The organism is Candidatus Pelagibacter communis (assembly GCF_001180105.1).
Taxonomy (GTDB): domain Bacteria; phylum Pseudomonadota; class Alphaproteobacteria; order Pelagibacterales; family Pelagibacteraceae; genus Pelagibacter; species Pelagibacter ubique_K.
Window position 1 is genome coordinate 123532 of record NZ_CVSO01000002.1, and the last position, 17624, is coordinate 141155.

Genomic DNA, 17624 nt, shown 5'->3' on the forward strand with positions numbered 1-17624 from the left:
TTAATTAATATCTCCTATGCAATTTAAGCATAGGACTTAACAAGAAATATATGGGTATTACAATCACTGAAAAGTTGAAAATGGAAGAAATTATCAACAAAGAACCAGTTCAGAGAGTAATCAAAGCTTTGGAAATATTTGATGAAAGTTTGAAAGTGCAAATTCTTCAAGAAACTGCCAGAACAGCAAAAGATGCGGCTAATGCCTTAAACTGTGAGGAGGGCGCTATAGTTAAAAGTTTAGTATTTCGAGCAGAAACAAAATTCCTAATTTGTCTCGTTTCTGGTGATAAAAGGTGCTCTCTCAATAAACTTAAAAAGGTGATTTCAAAAAAAGATGTTTCAATGGCAAGTGCAGATGAAGTTAAAGCTCAAACTGGCTTTACTATTGGTGGTGTTTCACCCGTAGGTCATATAAATGACTTAAATATTATTATAGATAAGACACTTGAGAGATTTCATGATGTATATGCTGCAGCAGGTCATCCAAACAGTATATTCAAGATAAATTTTTCAAAATTAAAAGATATTACAAAAGGAAGGATTGAAGACATTACTGAATGAGACAACCTACTTTATCAGATTATTCATTGTTGGTTTTTCTAGCAATTGTCTGGGCCTCTGCTTTTTTTAATATCAAATTAGCCACGGACTCGTTCGGTCCTATAACCATTGCATTTATAAGAGTTTTTTTGGGATCTCTCCCTTTAATCATTTTATGCTTTTACAAAAATATAAAAATTGAAGTTTTCTCGAAAGACTGGCCCTGGTTTGCAGCAATAGGTTTTGTTAATTTAGTTTTCCCTTTTTTCTTAATTGCTTATGGGGTTAAAAACGTTCAAAGCAATCTGGCCGCAATATTAATGTCTACCTCTCCCTTGACGTCGACTTTACTTGCACATTTTTTTATCAAGAAAGAAAAAATTAACTTGCTCAAAGTTATAGGAGTTTCTATTGGTTTTGCAGGCATAGTGTATCTGTTTTCTGACAACTTCTTGATTAATGAAAACAATCTATTTTCAGCACTATGTATTTTGCTAGGATCTTTAGGATACGTTATTGGTGGAATACTAACTTTAAAAATAAGTCATAAAAAAAATGAAAATGTCACCGCATCTATCTTAATTTGGGCAACAATAATTTTATTACCAATATGTTTTTATTTTGAAAAACCATGGAACTATGATCCATCATTGACATCAGTAATTTCAATTACGTATTTAGGAATTATAGCTACGGGCTTAGCTTGGGTTTTAAGATTTAAAATTTTAAAAGATAATGGTTTGGTTTTTCAGTCACAGGTCGCTTATTTAATACCTATTTTTGGAGTTATGTTAGGTTACATATTTTTAAATGAAATTATCACATTCAAAGTAATAGTTGCTTTATTTGCAATAGTAATTGGAATTTATTTTGTTAAAAAGTCTACTCAATCAAAAAAAATTTTGAACCAATTCAAAATTTGAATTTCAATTAGAAATAGAAGAATTTATGTAAAACATACCAAATGTTGTTATTGATTGATAATTCAATAATATTTTCAACTTTAGGTTTTTCTGTGGTTTCACGTGAAAATCATATAGGTTCACCAGACAAATGAATAAATTTTTACCTCTTATCTTTATTTTATTATGGTCTTCAGCTTTTGTTACTACAAAGCCAATAGTAGATAACAGTGATCCTTTTGCAGCTTTGGCATTTAGATTTTTTATAGTTGCTATTGGTTTTTTTATTTACTGTGTTTACAAAAACTTGTCGTTGAAACTAAATAATAGGGACTTCGTTCAGTCTTTTTCAAGTGGAATTCTATTTCATGGAGTTTATTTAGGAGGTGTTTTTTTTTCCATTTCAAAGGGTATACCAACTGGCATAACTGCACTTATTGTAACAATGCAACCGATCTTAACAAATGCTTTAGCAGGGCCCTTTCTTAGAGAAAACGTTGGTTGGAAACAATGGTTAGGTGTAGCATTGGGCTTTATTGGTTCAGCATTAGTTTTAGGAATAGACATAGGAGGAACTTTGCCAACCATCGGAATTATTGCTTCATTCATTGCTTTAATATCCATTACAACTGCTACCCTTTTCCAAAAAAAGTTTAGTGGCAATATCCCTTTACCTGTTAGCAACACTTACCAGGCTGCAGGAGGGTGTTTTTTTCATTTAATAATAATCCTATTTTTCGTAGATCCGTTTATTGAATTCAATTCAAGTTTTTTAATAGCAATGGGTCATCAAATTTTTCTTGTATCTTTTGGGGCATTCACAATATTGATGTTTCTAATCAAAAATAATTCAGCAAGTAAAACAGTAACAGTATTCTTTTTAATACCTGCAACATCTGCTTTAATTGCTTGGATATTTTTAAATGAACAATTATCTTTAATTGACATATTAGGTTTTATTGTTGCATCACTTGGGGTTTTTATCGCAACAAGAAAATCTTAAATCATTCAAATTATTGAAAAAAAACATTTCAACCAAAAATTGAAATATATTTTGCGCATTTACATCATGTCCAAAAAGGGCTTAAATTGAATTTATACAAATGGCTAAGAAGAAAAAAAAAGCTGTTAAAAAAAGAGGAAAGAAAACAAAAAAGTCGATTAAGAAAAGATCAAAAACTTTTAAAAAAGCGACTAGAAAACTTTCTAAAAAAGTAAACAGAAAAAAAATTCTTAAGCCAAAACTCAAAAAACGTAAAACAAATGGAGGAAAAATGAGTGCAGAGATGAAAGTGTCTTCTGTTCTAGATACCTCTCATTTGAAGGTTAAATTTCCGTTCAAAGCAAAATACGGAAACTACATTAATGGAAAATTTGTAGAGCCTAAATCTGGAAAGTATTTTGATAATACTTCTCCGATCTCAAATGAAGTTATCTGTTCAGTTGCGCGATCTAACGAGAAAGACGTGGATGCAGCATTAGATGCAGCTCACGCAGCTTTCCCAACTTGGGGAAAGACATCAATCACTGAAAGATCAAACATTCTATTAAAAATAGCAGATGTATTAGAAAAAAATCTAAATACATTAGCAGTAGCAGAATGTTTAGATAACGGTAAGCCAATCAGAGAATGTATGGCTGCTGACTTACCTCTTGTAATAGATCACTGGAGATATTTTGCAGGAGTAATAAGAGCAGAAGAAGGTTCAGTTGCTGAAATCAGTAACGGTGAATACTCTTATCATATTCCTGAGCCACTTGGTGTAGTTGGTCAAATTATACCTTGGAACTTTCCATTACTAATGGCAACTTGGAAGCTTGCTCCGGCATTAGCTGCTGGTAACTGTGTGGTATTGAAACCTGCAGAGCAAACTCCAGCGTCTATCATGGTAATGATGGAGTTAATTGGTGATCTTTTACCAAAAGGTGTTGTTAACATTGTAAGCGGTTATGGTTTAGAAGCTGGTAAGCCTTTAGCATCTTCTAAGAGAATAAGAAAAATTGCTTTCACTGGAGAAACAACAACTGGTAGATTGATTATGCAATATGCATCACAAAACTTAATTCCAATAACTTTAGAATTAGGTGGTAAATCTCCAAACATTTTCTTCGAAGACGTCATGGAAAAAAACGATGACTTCTTTGACAAGTGTTTAGAGGGTTTTGCAATGTTTACATTAAACCAAGGAGAAGTTTGTACTTGTCCAAGTAGAGTACTAGTTCAAGAGTCTATCTATGACAAATTCATGGAAAAAGCTATTGCTAGAACTAAAGCTGTAAAACAAGACAATCCTTTAAAAATGGAGACAATGATTGGTGCGCAAGCTTCATTAGAACAAATGGAAAAAATCAAATCTTATCTTGATTTAGGTAAGAAAGAGGGTGCCAAAGTTCTATGTGGAGGAAATGTTGCAAAAATCAATAGTGGTTTAGAAAAAGGAAACTACATTGAGCCAACTATTTTCGAAGGTAAAAATAATATGAGAATATTCCAAGAAGAAATTTTTGGACCAGTTGTTTCTGTAACTAAATTTAAAGATGAGAAAGAAGCATTAGAAATTGCTAATGACACTCTTTATGGTTTAGGTGCAGGAGTATGGACTAGAAATGGAAATCTTGCGTTTAGAATGGGTAGAGAAATTCAAGCTGGTAGAGTTTGGACAAATTGTTATCATGCTTATCCTGCTCATGCTGCTTTCGGTGGATATAAACAATCTGGTATCGGAAGAGAAACTCATAAAATGATGCTTAACCACTACAGACAAGTGAAGAACTTACACGTGTCTTACAGTGAAAAGAAATTAGGCTTCTTTTAAAAGATAATTAATATATAATGGCCCGTGAGAAATCACGGGCCGTATATTTATGAAAGTAAAAGCAACAGAATCAGCATTAAAACTAATTGAAGATATTAAAGCTCAACACGGTGAGGAGCTTTTATTTCATCAATCGGGTGGATGTTGCGATGGAAGTGCTCCAATGTGCTATCCTAAAAAAGAGTACATGGTTGGAAACAGCGATGTTAAGTTAGGAGAAATAGGTGGAGTTCCTTTTTATATGAATGATGACCAATATGAAAAGTGGAAACATACTGATTTAACTATTGATGCAGTAAATGGTATTGGCGGGATGTTCTCTTTAGATAACGGAACAGGTCGCAGATTTCTGACTAAATCAGAAATCTGCTTAGTCGTTGATAACGACAAAAAAAATTAAATAATCTTTTATTGTCCTGGGGCTTTGTAACCAATTTTACCTGCTTTAGCAGTAGCTTTTGAAAAATCAATAGCCTCAAGTATTGTTAAATTTTTAACAGCACCTGATCCTTCTACAACAAGTTTTATCGCAGCAAAATCATCAAAAGATGAAAGTTCTGCAACAACTACAAAATCATAAGATCCTCTAACAATGTCCATACTATGCATTGTTCCACCCATAGCTTTTGTTAATTGTTCTACAACTGCTTTTCTGTCAGTTCCTGGATCTTTCAAAAATCCTTGAAAAGCTTTTTCAGTGTAGTTACCCATTATATACGCTTTCATATTTTACTCCTTATATTTAGGTTTATAGTATCGAGTTTATGGGTTTTGTTGATATGATTTATTTGCACACTAGACACTTTAAAAGGTCATGTTAGATTAAATTATGTACGAAAAATATGGTCAATTCATAGATGGTAAGTGGCACAAATCATCTACAGGCGAAACTTATGAAGTTATCAATCCAGCAAATGAGGAAGTTATTGGTAAAGCATCTAAAGCTTCATCTGAGGATGTTGATAAAGCTTTGTTGTCTGCTCAAAAAGGATTAGAGGTTTGGAAAAAAACACCACCATGGCAACGTGCTTATATTTTAAGAAGAATTGCTGACAAGATGAGAGAAAAGCAAGACATACTTGCTAAATGGATGACTCTTGAAGTTGGAAAACCGTTTGCAGAAGCAAAGGGTGAAGTTAATGGCGCTGCAGATATTTATGAATGGAATGCAGAGGAGACAAAAAGAATTTATGGTCAAACAGTTGAAAGTAGATTTGAAGATACTAGAGTTCATGTTTACTACCAACCCGTTGGGGTAGTAGCAGCACTAGTTCCATGGAATTTTCCACTAGTTTTATCTGCTAGAAAAATTTCTACAGCATTAGCAGCCGGCTGTTCAGTAATTGTTAAACCAGATGTCATAACTCCTGGAGTTGTTATGGAACAAGTTGAAATTTGTAGAGAATGTGGGGTTCCTCCAGGTGTTGTAAATTTATTATCAGGGGACCCTCCAAGTATCGCCCAACAATTAATTGCCTCTGATATAGTTAAAAAGATTTCAATTACAGGATCTTCAAGAGTTGGTAAGTTAATTTTAAAACAGGCAGCAGATAAAGTTCAAAGAGTTACAATGGAATTAAGTGGTCACTCTCCATTTATAGTTTTTGATGATGCAGACATTAAAAAAGCAACCGACATGGCAATAGCTGCAAAGTTTAGAAACAATGGCCAAGTTTGTATTTCACCCAATAGATTTTACATTCAAGAAAATAAAAAAGATGAATTTGTTAACTTGTTTGTAGAAAAAACTAAGAAATTAAAAATTGGTGACGGTATGGATCCTTCAGTACAACTTGGACCTTTAACAACTAAAAAAAGATTAAATGAAATTGAAGAATTAGTTGAGACAACAAAAAAAGAGGGTGCAAAAGTTTTATTAGGCGGGAAAAGACCATCAGGTTTTAACAAAGGTTATTTTTATGAACCTACAGTTTTTGATAATGTTAAAGATGATTTTACAATTATGAAAGTAGAACCGTTTGGACCTTTGGTTCCGATGTTATCATTTAAAAGTTTCGATGAAGTAATTGAAAGAGCTAATAATCATGAATTAGGATTATCAAGTTATATTTGTACCAACTCTATGGAAAAAGCACATAGAGCTTCAGAGTTGATGGAAACCGGAACAGTGGCAGTCAATACACCTTTAGTAGCTTTAGCAGAAGCACCTTTTGGAGGTATCAAACAAGCAGGATACGGAAGGGAAGGTGGTTCTATGGCCATAAAAGATTATCTCAATGTTAAGTATACTCACCTTGGTTTAAAAGGTTGATCTAAATGACAGAATTAATTTTGGCTTTAGGTGCAGGCCTTCTAAGTTTTTTATCCCCATGTGTTTTACCTTTAATACCTGGGTATATATCTTATGTATCGGGAAAATCTTTAAATGAACTACTTGAGGAAAAAAAGGTAAATATAATACCAATAGTTCTCTTTACAGTTGGCTTCTCTTTAATTTTTATTGCATTTGGTGCAACTAGTTCTCTAATAGGAAAAATTTTGTTAAATAATTCAATAGAGTTAAGAATATTTTCTGGTTTAGTTATTATCTTTTTCTCTCTTCAAATAATTGGAATAATAAACTTAAACTTCCTGAACTTTGAGAAAAGATTTCAAACACAAAAAAGCGCTAATATTTTTAGTTCTGTTTTAGTTGGAATGGCTTTTGGTTTTGGCTGGACTCCATGTATTGGACCTATATTGGGTTCCATACTAGCTCTTGCAGCTGTTGAACAAACATTATTAAAAGCAGTATTATTATTGTTATTTTATTCATTAGGGCTGGCGATCCCATTTATTTTATCTGGTTTCTTGATACAAAAATTTATGCTTGTTTCAAAAAACCTAAAAAGAAATATCAATATTATTTCAAAAACTGGTGGATTTATTTTATTGGTAACGGGTATTTTAATACTTACAAATCAACTTCAGGCAGTGGGTTTTTATTTATTGAAATCTTTACCTTTTTTACAAAATCTTGGTTAAAAAAATCTTCTTTTTTGGTATAATTAAAATATGTCATTAAGTTATTTAATAAATCAATCTAGTAAGTTTATCTGGTACTCTGCGCACTACATCATTTCTTTTAAGTATGCGACACCTATAAAAATAGATAAGTCTAATCCACCTCCATTTTATGGAAAGATGCCATCAGGTAAAAAACTATTTTTTGAAATGATGAAGCTTTTAAATGAAGAAAGAAAACTAATTAATTCAAAATTCTATAAAATACCAAAGACAGAATTAAAAGATTTAATAAATACAGCCAAAGGGAGTTTTGACTTTTTTCTTGATTTACCAAAAATTGATAAAAGAAGAACATCAGGAAAATTCTCTGAAGTCAAAACGAATAAAGATTTACCAAAATATTTCTTAAGAAATTTCCATTACCAAACTGATGGATATTTAAGTGAAAAATCTGCAAGATTGTATGAGTTTCAAGTCGAGACTTTATTTTCAGGGTGCGCTGCAACAATGCGAAGATTTTCAATGATCCCCTTAATTAAATTCATAAAAGATGAAAATTTGCCAAGGACAAAGTTGTTGGATATTGGTACTGGCACAGGAGATATAATTGAAACATATAAATTAAATACTAAAAATTTAGAGGTCACTTGTTCTGACTTATCTGAAGAATATTTAAATGTTGCTAAAGAAAAATTAAAGAAATTCTCAGATATAAACTTTGTAAATTGCAAAGGGGAAGAGCTTCCATTTGATGAGAAGTCTTATGACATTGTTACTTCTACCTACGTTTTTCATGAGGTTCCCTCTGCTATTAGAAAAAAAATTTTTAGTGAAATTTCAAGAGTTTTAAGAAAAGGAGGGATTTTTATTTTAACAGATTCTTTACAAATGGATGATAATCCAATTTTAAATCCGCTATTAGAATTTTTTCCTTATTCGACACACGAACCTTATTATCCTAAATATATAAGAGAAGATCTTGCTAACGTTGCTAGACAAAGTGGACTAGAACTTTTTTACTCTAAGAATGCTTATCTTTCAAAAAGCTTAGCTTTCAAAAAAATCTAATTAACTAAATTTTCTTAGTAAGTGTCTCAGTTTACCTTCTGAAGAGTCATAATCTATATAACAACCTTGTAAAAATCTACTACCCTCATTAGGATTAAATTCTGTTCTACCGTGAAGTAATCTATAATTATCCATCATCAGCAAGTCACCTGGATTTAACTTGAATTTTATTAAAAATTTATCTGAGTTATAAATTTCTGAAATTTTATTTCTTGCTTTATAATATAAGTCTAGCCTATCTTTTTCTAAGGCTGGAACAAAATCTAGTCTGGTACTAAATCTTACTTGTTTAACTCGTTTATTTTGATCTAATTCAATAAGTTCTCCATAATTTTCTAAAACAACATTTTTATCTGCAAATCTAAATTTGACTTTTACCTCAGTTAGTATTTTAAAAAATTCAGGAAATTCTTTTTTTAAATTTTCTGCTACTGCAAATCCATCGACAAGAGTGGAAAATCCACCTTTAACCTCATTTTCAATACAATGTAGTAACTGGATGTTGGGAACTGGTTTTCTGTAAGGATTGTCAGTATGAGGCGAAAGAGGAAGGGGCGTATAAGCTAAATCATTTGGATTTGGTTTTGACTTAACATTAAAGTATTCACCAAAATTTGTTCTTCTAATGCTACCAATTGAATTAGCAAAATTTACAATAAAATTATCTTTAGTTGGAACATTTGAAATAATAATAAAACCATTTTTATAGAATGATTTTAAAAGCTCAAGCATCTCACCGCTTTCTAAAAAATTATCATTATATTTAAAATTCTTTATATTCTTTAGATCAGAATTCCAAAGCGTTGGCTGCATTAATTTATCTAATTCCTCATCTGAAGAAAACTCTTTTTCAATTTTTTTAATGTCGAATTTAGACTTTACTCCATCACTAAACTCGAGATTTAAAAGATCATTATCAATTTTAACATCTTTAATTGTTATATTTTTTAGAAATGAAGGATCAAATAATCTTTGTTCTGTATTAGCATCTAGATGTTCTTTTTCAGACACTCTTTCTCTTAACCAAATAGGATGCAATTCTTTCTTTTCTGATCCTAGAAACACAAATATTTTGTTATTCTTTTCTAATTGTATTTTCATATCTACAATCAACATTTCACCAAAAAATAGCTTTAATCAAGCAAAATTAAATAGTAATAAGATCTCAAGATAAATCAAAACAAATGAAAAATATTGAATTTTACAGATTTTTAATCTCTTTAGCTAAAGACTTAAATAGATTTTACAAAAAGAATTTAAACAAACCTTTTAAGGCCATTAACAAAGGTAAAGGCTCTAAATATGACCCGGTCACTATAGCTGATAAAAAATTTGAAAAATTCATAAGATCAAAGATTTATAAAAGATACCCAACTCATTCTATCGTTGGCGAAGAATTTGGAAAGAAAGAAACTAAAAGTGACTACTCTTGGATAATAGATCCAATTGATGGGACAAGATCTTTTGTAATTGGAAATCCTTCGTGGAGTAATCTTGTAGCTGTTTGTTATAAAGGACAACCAATTTTTGGGTTAGCAAATTTTCCTGAACTAAATAAATTTTATATAAATAAAAACACTAAAGAGGCTTTTTTATTTAGGGATAACAAAAAGACAAAATTAAGATCCTCAAAAGAAAAAAATTTTAAAAAGATAAAACTTTCTGGAAATTTTCATGGTCATTTTTCTTTGGAAAAGCTCAAGAAAGTTAAAAAAATTCTACCTATGATGCAATTTCCTTGCATGGATGCATTAAGTTATTCTCACTTTTGCGAGGGTAAAATCGATGTTGTCTTCCAATGTGGAAACAAAATTTGGGATATTTTTCCATTGATACCAATCATAAGGGCTTCAGGTGGAATAGTAACAAATTGGAAAAATCAATTTAACTTTAAAAGTGGAAATGTTTTGGTCTCTCCAAACAAAATCTTGCACTCTAAGATGCTTAAAATGCTTAGACCCCTAAATTAATTATTATTAATAAAAGATTTAATATAATCTCTGAGTTTTATTTTACCGAAGTGTTTATAAACTTTATTTGATAAATTCATTGTAGTAAGTGCTGATGCATATCTTTCACCGGGTCTTTTTGATAAAAGCCTAATTCGTTTTTTAAACATCTTTGCAACTTCTAAAATCGTAAAACTTTGCTTATGGGAAATACTATAATGCCTACATAGATTTTTTTTCCAAGCGACATAACAAACATTAACTGTATCATCTATATGTGTAAATCTTCTTGATTGAGATCCTGGTTTAACTACTGGTAAAGCTTTGTTTTTTCTGTAACAGTTTTCGAATATTCCAATTACAGTAGCCATATTTCCTTTACTAATTTGATTAGGACCATAAACATTATAAAAATAAATAACTTCATATTTGAAATTATACCATTTTTTTAAATTCTCTAATAACTCTAAGTTTTTTGATTTTGTAAATGCATACGGAGATAGGTTTTTGTCGTTTCCTTTATTGCCAAGTGATGCAGATGTTGCGCTGTAAACTAATTTAATCTTATTTTTAAGGCAGAAATTAAAAACTGCATTTGTTCCAATTGAGTTAGATTCAATACATTTATCCATTTGTAAAAAACTTTGATAAATCCTAGCAAATTCTCCAAAATGAAAAATTGAATGTATTTGTTTTGGATTTAATACTGCTGATATATTTTTTGTGTGAGCGTTTATGTATTTTATTCGAGAGTCTTTAATATGGTTTTTACGTGAACTTGAACTGTAATCATCTAATGAAATTAGTTTGTATCTTGTTTTTTTTAAAAGTAATTTTATTAGATTAGTACCAACAAAACCTGCACCACCTGTGATTACTATCTTTTTTGAGCTCATTAGCTTTTTATTTATTAATTTAAATATTTATTTATGTAAATAACTAAATTAAAATGTATTAAAAAAGAGGGGGAATATGGAAATTTTTAAACCAATAAATGAAAAAAAAGCAAATTCAAAAGTTAAAAGAATTTTTAATGAAATTAAGAAAACTAGAAAAATTACTAAAATTCCAAATTTTTGGAAATCTATAGCACATAACCCACAACTTTTAGAGAGAACATGGAATAATCTTAAACAAATTATGAAAGATGGTGCACTAGACTCAGTTACCAAAGAATTAATTTATGTTGCTGTATCAATTACAAATAGCTGCAGTTATTGTACTAGATCACATACTTTTGCTGCTAAAAAAAAGGGCGCATCTGACGAGATGATTAAAGAGATGATAGATGTAGTTGGTATTGCTAATCAAAACAATAAACTTGTTGAAGCGTATCAAGTTGAGGTAGATAAAATTTATAAATAAACTATGACGAATATTCTTGGATATGCATATCTTTTGTTAGCTGTAATATTAGGAATTACTTCTAATGGCTTTTTAAAAACTACTAATGGATTTACAAACCTTGTACCAACCGCAATGTGTATAATAACAATTGTTCTTTGTATATTTTTTCTAGCAAAAGCAATGATGACAATACCTGTTGGTTTTACTTACGCAACATATGGAGGTTTAACTATAACTGCCGTAACAATATTCGGAATATTGAAATATAATCAGGTTCCAAACATATACGGAATTATAGGTATTTCTTTGATTATAATTGGTGTGATACTGGTTAATTTTTTAGGCAAAACAAACTAAATTTATTTAGTAATCTTATCCACAAAATTTTTAGTTATTGGACCAACTACCAAGGCAGCTACAATTGCAATAGGAAGACTAACTACCCAAGCTTTCAAAAATCTATTTATGTATTCACTATCCATCCCTGTGTTAATGTACGTGATGATTAGTGTCATCATAAGGCTCATTCCAAAGCCCATGATTAAGATAAATAATAAATTAGAATATTTTTTTGGAAACATTCGATAATTTATTAATTTCTATACGTAAATTTTATCAGCTAATCCGTAACAAAGAACAGCGCTAATAATAACCAGAACTAATGGGGCATATATTCCATCATTTCTAGTTTTCTCAGTCAAACCAGTTTTATCAATTTTTAAAGTATAAAAATTTGCACATAATATTGTGACATTAATTATAAAAACTAAATTAAAAAATGCCCAAGTAGCATCTAAACCACCCGATCTTATGAAAGCGATATATATTGCCATTAAAACCATTGCAATCATGAACGAACCAGCAAATCTTGTTATTAAAGTAGCTGTTTTATCTACTCCTCTACCTTCAAGAAATTTTTGAGTTCCGAAAACCAATTGGAATGCGTAGCTTCCAACAATAATGAAATGAACTAAGTATATTATTAAGTAAAATATATTTCCAAACTTATCTATCATGTTATCTCCTTTTTTATATCCCTTTAATAATTATTATATTACCTTCAGATCCCTTTTGGCGCAATTCCTTTAATGGCTTGTATAGGTCAGAGTTGTACCATTCTAACGCTTTTTCATAAGTTGGAAATTGAATAATTACATTTCTTGTGAAATCCCACTTTCCTTGCATTGATTTAAACTCTCCAGCTCTAACCAAGTACTTACCACCAAATTTTTTTACAGATTCAGGCACTGTTTCAGCATAAAGCTTAAAATTTTCTTTGTCTGTCATGTTGAGTTGAGCTATTAGGTAGCCGCTCATTTGCTAAAATGCCAAAGCTAATGAAAAAATAAATAAACTGAACAGTATGATTAATAAAAATGAGAAGAAATTTTTTTTAAGTAGTTCGTTCATAATCTTAAATAATAAAATTATTTAACTACAATATTATTGTTATGTAAAAGAATTATTAAAAAGTGCGCGAAAAAAAATTAAATCCAAGCGGGAATTGGAAGACCTTTTTCTTGTAAAAACTTCTTATTAAACAGCTTAGAGTTGTATTTATCTGATCTGTCACAAAGAATAGTAACAATTGTCTTACCCGGTCCTAATTTTTTACCAAGTCTAATAGCTCCAGCAATATTTACACCACAACTTGTACCTAAACTTAAACCTTCGTTTTGAATTAGGTCATATAACACTGGTAAAGACTCTTTATCTTCAATTGAGAAGGCACCATCAATTTTTGCTTCAGCAAAATTAGCTGTAACTCTACTAGATCCTATACCTTCAGTTATAGAATTACCTTCACCTTTTAATTCCCCATTTTGAATGTAGTTATAAAGGCATGATCCAGCAGGATCTGATAAATAAATCTTAATATTTTTGTTTTTTTCTTTCAAAAAACTACTTACACCAGCAATAGTTCCACCTGTGCCTGATGAACAAACAAAACCATCAACCTTTCCATCAGTTTGCATCCATATTTCTGGCCCTGTCGTCTCATAATGTCCTTTAGAATTAGCGGTATTATCAAATTGATTAGCCCAAACCACTCCGTGATTGTTGCTACTCTTTAATTCATCCGCAAGTCTACCCGCTACTTTTACATAATTGCCATCATCTTTGTATGGTTTAGGGGGGACTAACCTTAAATCAGCTCCCATGTTCTTTAACATATCTTTTTTTTCCTGAGTTTGATTATCATTCATCACAATAATTGTCTTATACCCAATAGAATTTCCTATTAAGCAAAGACCAATACCAGTGTTACCTGCGGTACCTTCAACAATCGTTCCACCTTTTGAAATTAATTTTTTTTCTTGAGCGTCTTTAATCAATGCTAAGGCCGCTCTATCTTTTACGGATCCACCTGGATTTAAGTATTCTGCTTTGCCATAAATGTTGCATCCAGTAATTTCGGATGCAGCTCTTAACTTAACTAATGGTGTATTTCCAATTCCCTCAATAAAATTATTTTGAGCATTTTTCATATCAACTTTTATCACTTTCAGAAGTTATACCATAAGGTTTAAAGTTCTCATCCGAACCAGAAGTTTCAGCAACATTTTTCGCTGGTATTCCAACCATCACTGCATTTTCTGGAACATCTTTTGTGACAACTGCGTTTGCACCAATTTTTGCGTTTTTGCCAACAGTTACTGGCCCAAGTATTTGTGCACCAGACCCAACTACAACATTATCTTTAAGTGTTGGATGTCTTTTAATATTTCTTTGTTCATTTGAGTTTACGCTTGGTGAGATGCCACCTAACGTTGCCATATGATAGATTGTTACATTATCCCCAATTTCTGAAGTTTCACCAATCACAACTCCCATTCCGTGATCTATAAATAAATTTTTCCCAATATTGGCTCTTGGATGAATTTCTATACCAGTTAAAAATCTTGAAAATTGAGAAATTATTCTTGCAACTAAATGAAATTTTGCAATTGCAAAAAAATTTGCAATTTTGTGAAAAAAAACAGCCTTAGCACCAGGATAAGTTAAGATAATACTTAACTTTGATTTGGCAGCCGGATCTCTCTTAATTATAGACTCTAAAAATTCATTCATAATTTTGTGAAATTAAATTAGCTTACTAATTGCAACAACAGCAAACACTTTCAGGTTTGCAATTACATTGCATATCCCCATCGCAAGCACATGTGTCGTTAGTACAGTTTGTGCAAATACATTTTGAATTGTCGCAAGCCATAATTAATATATAGAGCTAATAACTGAATAATCAACCCAAATTTTGTCGCTTTAAATTTGATTTAAAGTAAGACCTTTTACGTTTGCAGGTACAGCCACATCCATCATTTTTGGATTAGCTAATTTTAAATTATTCATAATCTCTACATATTGATCTATTGAATTTACTTGTAATCTTGGATTATTTTTTATTTCATTTCCAATTGTAGAATTTTTTTTCCCATTATAATCATGCGCAGGAAAAACTATTGTACTTTCTGGAAGTTTAAGCAATTTATTAAACAATGAATCGTATTGTTGTTTAGCATTTCCATTTTGAAAATCAGTTCTTCCAGTCCCATTAATTAATAAAGTGTCTCCAGTGAAAACTCTGTCCTCCATTAAAAAACTATACGAACAATCTGTATGTCCAGGAGTGTACAAAACTTTTAATTCAATACCATCTAATTTAATTTTTTCATTTTCTTTCACTCTTAAATCAACAACTTCAGATTTAGAATTTTCACCCATTATTTTTGTACAACTAGTTCTTTTACTTAACTCATTAAGTCCAGTAATATGATCAGCATGAATATGTGTATCAATTACTTTTACTAATTTTAATTTTAGTTTTTCTAAAAGTTTTAGGTATTCTTCAGTGTGTTCTATTACCGGATCGATTATTAAAGCTTCACGACCCTCTCCACTTGACAGTATGTACGTATAGGTTGAAGACTTATTATCAAATAGTTGTTCAAAAATCATATTAATAATCATCTTATAAAAAATTGCATAGCAAATCAATCTTGCATATAATTTGATTTTAAAAAGGAGATGTAAATGACTCTAAAAATAAATAGTTTAGCGCCTGACTTTAAAGCTAAAACAACAGTTGGTGATATTTCGTTTCATGAATGGCTAGGTGATAGTTGGGGTGTCTTATTTTCACACCCAAAAGACTTCACACCTGTTTGCACAACAGAATTAGGTTCTCTTGCAAAATTAAAACCTGAATTTGAAAAAAGAAATGTAAAGGTAATAGGTCTAAGTGTTGATCCAGTTTCAGATCACGTAAAGTGGTTAGAAGATATAAAAGATGTAACTGGAAAAAAACCAGACTATCCAATCATAGCTGATGAAGATCTTAAAATTGCAAAACTTTATAACATGTTAGAAGGTGATGCAGGAACTACTTCAATGGGCAGAACTGCTGTTGACAATCAAACAGTTAGAACAGTTTTCATTATAAGACCTGATAAAAGAATTGGTTTGTTCTTAACTTATCCAATGGCAACTGGAAGGAACTTTATGGAATTATTGAGATCAATAGACTCAATGCAGTTAACTGCAAAACATAAAGTAGCAACTCCAGCTGATTGGAAAAAAGGTGAGGAAGTTATCATTGTACCTGCTGTTAAGGATGATGAAGCTAAAAAATTGTTTCCTAAAGGTTGGAATGCAATTAAACCTTATTTAAGAAAAGTTCCAGATCCGTCTAAGTAGATTGGACAAAAAACTTTTAAACCAACAATCTCAGCATTGGGAAAAAAGTTTCTCAAGTAAGCCTGAGATGTTCGGTTCTGAACCAAGCCACTCTGCAAAAATAGCCTTAGAAAATTTTAAGAAAAATAATATAAAACATATTATTGAACTTGGTGCAGGACTAGGACGAGATACTATTTATTTTGCTAAAAATTCTATTAAAGTAACAGCATTAGATTACAGTCCATCTGCAATTAAAATTATCAAAGATAAATCAAGCAATTTGAGATTGACTGATTTTATAAATGTTCAAACACATGATTTAAGACAAAAATTAAATTTTAAAGATAATAGTTTTGAAGGTTGTTACTCTCATATGCTTTATTGTATGGCTTTCACATACTCTGAATTAGAAAATTTAAATAATGAGATCTGCAGAGTTTTGAAAAAAGATTCTCTAAATATTTATACAGCGAGAAACTATAGAGATGCTGACTATAAAAAGGGGATATATCATGGAGAAGATTTATACGAAATGAATGGATATATTGTTCATTATTTTTCAGATGAAAAAATTAAAAAATTATTAATAGGATTTAAAAACTTAAGTATCAATCATTTTGATGAAGGAAGTTTTCCTAGAAAATTATCATTAGTTATTAATCAAAAAATTTAATATGGAATACTTGGTAATTGGTTTTTTTACTGGTTTAAGTCTAATTTTGGCACTTGGAGCCCAAAATATATTTGTAATAGAACAGGGACTAAAGAGACAATATACTTTTTTAGTTTGTTTAATTTGTTCAATTTCTGATTATATCTTAATTTTTTTAGGTATTATCTTATTTGAATATTTTCAAAGCTACTTCAATCAAACAATTGAACTGATATTAAATACTCTATTATTATTATTTCTATTACATTTTATTTATTCTAAAATAAAATTAAGTTTTTCAAATATTAATTTCTCGACTAATAAAACTCATGAAACTTTTAAAAGTATTCTTTTTAAAACTTTAGGGTTTACATATTTAAATCCGCACGTTTATTCGGATACAGTATTTTTTTTAGGAAATTTCTCTAAAAATTTTTCTTTGGTAAATAAAATATATTTCGGTTTAGGTGCTACTATATCTTCTTTTTTATTTTTTTTTACCATTGGTTATCTAGCTAATTCTTTATCTAAATATTTTAATAATAAAAAAACCTGGTTTTATATAAATATATTTGTAATTATTTTTATGACTGTTTTGTCTCTTTATGTCTTAAATACTATTCTCAATTTCTATTGATATAAAAGGTTTCTAAACGTCAATTTAGACCTATTGGATTTTAAAAAAAAATCACTAAATATATTGT

General features: G+C 30.3%; 22 protein-coding genes and 1 pseudogene. 14 read left to right on the forward strand and 9 right to left on the reverse strand.

Features of this window, described 5'->3' with window-relative positions; genetic code table 11:
* The first annotated feature begins 50 nt into the window (after positions 1-50).
* From AMN84_RS00655 to AMN84_RS00675, 5 genes are all read left to right on the forward strand, one after another.
* Positions 51-563, forward strand: a complete 513-nt coding sequence (locus tag AMN84_RS00655; protein WP_256998134.1) for a YbaK/EbsC family protein — start codon at positions 51-53, stop codon at positions 561-563.
* A complete protein-coding gene (locus AMN84_RS00660) occupies positions 560-1465 on the forward strand; it encodes a DMT family transporter (protein WP_075482457.1) in 906 nt (301 codons plus the stop codon). The genes AMN84_RS00655 and AMN84_RS00660 overlap by 4 nt, the downstream gene beginning before the upstream one ends.
* 130 nt (positions 1466-1595) lie before the next feature.
* The gene (locus AMN84_RS00665) at positions 1596-2447 is read left to right on the forward strand and encodes a DMT family transporter (protein WP_075482459.1); all 852 of its coding nucleotides are present in this window, start codon (positions 1596-1598) and stop codon (positions 2445-2447) included.
* A gap of 283 nt (positions 2448-2730) precedes the next feature.
* Complete coding sequence (locus tag AMN84_RS00670) at positions 2731-4260, forward strand: aldehyde dehydrogenase family protein (protein ID WP_075482670.1); 1530 nt, start codon at positions 2731-2733, stop codon at positions 4258-4260.
* A 49-nt stretch (positions 4261-4309) separates the two neighbouring features.
* Complete coding sequence (locus AMN84_RS00675) at positions 4310-4660, forward strand: DUF779 domain-containing protein (RefSeq protein ID WP_075482461.1); 351 nt, start codon at positions 4310-4312, stop codon at positions 4658-4660.
* Positions 4661-4668: 8 nt separating this feature from the next.
* On the opposite strand, the gene AMN84_RS00680 is transcribed toward AMN84_RS00675, so the two are convergent.
* Positions 4669-4986: a GYD domain-containing protein gene (locus AMN84_RS00680; RefSeq protein ID WP_075482464.1), complete on the reverse strand. Its 318-nt coding sequence runs from the start codon at positions 4984-4986 to the stop codon at positions 4669-4671.
* Positions 4987-5089: 103 nt separating this feature from the next.
* On the opposite strand from AMN84_RS00680, the gene AMN84_RS00685 reads away from it, so the two are divergent.
* The 3 genes from AMN84_RS00685 to AMN84_RS00695 are packed head-to-tail and all read left to right on the forward strand — an operon-like array spanning position 5090 to position 8295.
* Positions 5090-6532: an NAD-dependent succinate-semialdehyde dehydrogenase gene (locus AMN84_RS00685; protein ID WP_075482466.1), complete on the forward strand. Its 1443-nt coding sequence runs from the start codon at positions 5090-5092 to the stop codon at positions 6530-6532.
* A gap of 5 nt (positions 6533-6537) precedes the next feature.
* Positions 6538-7245, forward strand: a complete 708-nt coding sequence (locus tag AMN84_RS00690; protein WP_075482468.1) for a cytochrome c biogenesis CcdA family protein — start codon at positions 6538-6540, stop codon at positions 7243-7245.
* Between the two features lie 30 nt (positions 7246-7275).
* The gene (locus AMN84_RS00695; RefSeq protein WP_075482470.1) at positions 7276-8295 is read left to right on the forward strand and encodes a class I SAM-dependent methyltransferase; all 1020 of its coding nucleotides are present in this window, start codon (positions 7276-7278) and stop codon (positions 8293-8295) included.
* Here the strand turns inward: AMN84_RS00695 and AMN84_RS00700 are convergent, their stop codons facing one another.
* Complete coding sequence (locus AMN84_RS00700) at positions 8296-9396, reverse strand: TauD/TfdA family dioxygenase (RefSeq protein ID WP_075482672.1); 1101 nt, start codon at positions 9394-9396, stop codon at positions 8296-8298.
* A gap of 83 nt (positions 9397-9479) precedes the next feature.
* Here AMN84_RS00700 and AMN84_RS00705 point away from each other — a divergent pair, with 83 nt between their 5' ends.
* A complete protein-coding gene (locus AMN84_RS00705) occupies positions 9480-10265 on the forward strand; it encodes an inositol monophosphatase family protein (protein ID WP_075482472.1) in 786 nt (261 codons plus the stop codon).
* Here the strand turns inward: AMN84_RS00705 and AMN84_RS00710 are convergent.
* Positions 10262-11140, reverse strand: a complete 879-nt coding sequence (locus AMN84_RS00710; protein ID WP_075482474.1) for an NAD-dependent epimerase/dehydratase family protein — start codon at positions 11138-11140, stop codon at positions 10262-10264. The genes AMN84_RS00705 and AMN84_RS00710 overlap by 4 nt on opposite strands.
* Before the next feature lie 76 nt (positions 11141-11216).
* On the opposite strand from AMN84_RS00710, the gene AMN84_RS00715 reads away from it, so the two are divergent.
* Both AMN84_RS00715 and AMN84_RS00720 read left to right on the forward strand, forming a co-directional pair.
* Positions 11217-11609, forward strand: a complete 393-nt coding sequence (locus AMN84_RS00715; RefSeq protein WP_075482476.1) for a carboxymuconolactone decarboxylase family protein — start codon at positions 11217-11219, stop codon at positions 11607-11609.
* 3 nt (positions 11610-11612) lie between these two features.
* Complete coding sequence (locus AMN84_RS00720) at positions 11613-11948, forward strand: DMT family transporter (protein ID WP_075482478.1); 336 nt, start codon at positions 11613-11615, stop codon at positions 11946-11948.
* A 2-nt stretch (positions 11949-11950) separates the two neighbouring features.
* Here the strand turns inward: AMN84_RS00720 and AMN84_RS00725 are convergent, their stop codons facing one another.
* From AMN84_RS00725 to AMN84_RS00750, 6 genes and pseudogenes are all read right to left on the reverse strand, one after another.
* Positions 11951-12172 (reverse strand): DUF2798 domain-containing protein, encoded by a 222-nt coding sequence (locus AMN84_RS00725; protein ID WP_075482480.1) that lies wholly within the window; start codon positions 12170-12172, stop codon positions 11951-11953.
* 18 nt (positions 12173-12190) lie between these two features.
* Complete coding sequence (locus AMN84_RS00730) at positions 12191-12607, reverse strand: hypothetical protein (RefSeq protein WP_075482483.1); 417 nt, start codon at positions 12605-12607, stop codon at positions 12191-12193.
* Positions 12608-12620: 13 nt separating this feature from the next.
* Complete coding sequence (locus AMN84_RS00735; RefSeq protein ID WP_075482485.1) at positions 12621-12908, reverse strand: DUF1330 domain-containing protein; 288 nt, start codon at positions 12906-12908, stop codon at positions 12621-12623.
* Between the two features lie 170 nt (positions 12909-13078).
* Positions 13079-14080, reverse strand: a complete 1002-nt coding sequence (locus AMN84_RS00740; RefSeq protein ID WP_075482487.1) for a cysteine synthase A — start codon at positions 14078-14080, stop codon at positions 13079-13081.
* 1 nt (position 14081) lies between these two features.
* The gene (gene epsC / locus AMN84_RS00745) at positions 14082-14663 is read right to left on the reverse strand and encodes a serine O-acetyltransferase EpsC (protein WP_075482489.1); all 582 of its coding nucleotides are present in this window, start codon (positions 14661-14663) and stop codon (positions 14082-14084) included.
* Positions 14664-14879: 216 nt separating this feature from the next.
* Positions 14880-15548, reverse strand: a pseudogene (locus tag AMN84_RS00750) (MBL fold metallo-hydrolase); the annotation flags it as partial.
* 75 nt (positions 15549-15623) lie between these two features.
* Here AMN84_RS00750 and AMN84_RS00755 point away from each other — a divergent pair.
* Genes AMN84_RS00755 through AMN84_RS00765 form a run of 3 tightly spaced genes read left to right on the forward strand, consistent with a single transcriptional unit; the run spans position 15624 to position 17557 of the window.
* Positions 15624-16286, forward strand: coding sequence for a peroxiredoxin (locus AMN84_RS00755; RefSeq protein ID WP_075482491.1), 663 nt, complete (start codon positions 15624-15626; stop codon positions 16284-16286).
* A gap of 1 nt (position 16287) precedes the next feature.
* The gene (locus tag AMN84_RS00760) at positions 16288-16941 is read left to right on the forward strand and encodes a class I SAM-dependent methyltransferase (RefSeq protein WP_218836766.1); all 654 of its coding nucleotides are present in this window, start codon (positions 16288-16290) and stop codon (positions 16939-16941) included.
* A gap of 1 nt (position 16942) precedes the next feature.
* Positions 16943-17557, forward strand: coding sequence for a LysE/ArgO family amino acid transporter (locus AMN84_RS00765; protein ID WP_075482495.1), 615 nt, complete (start codon positions 16943-16945; stop codon positions 17555-17557).
* Positions 17558-17624: the final 67 nt, after the last annotated feature.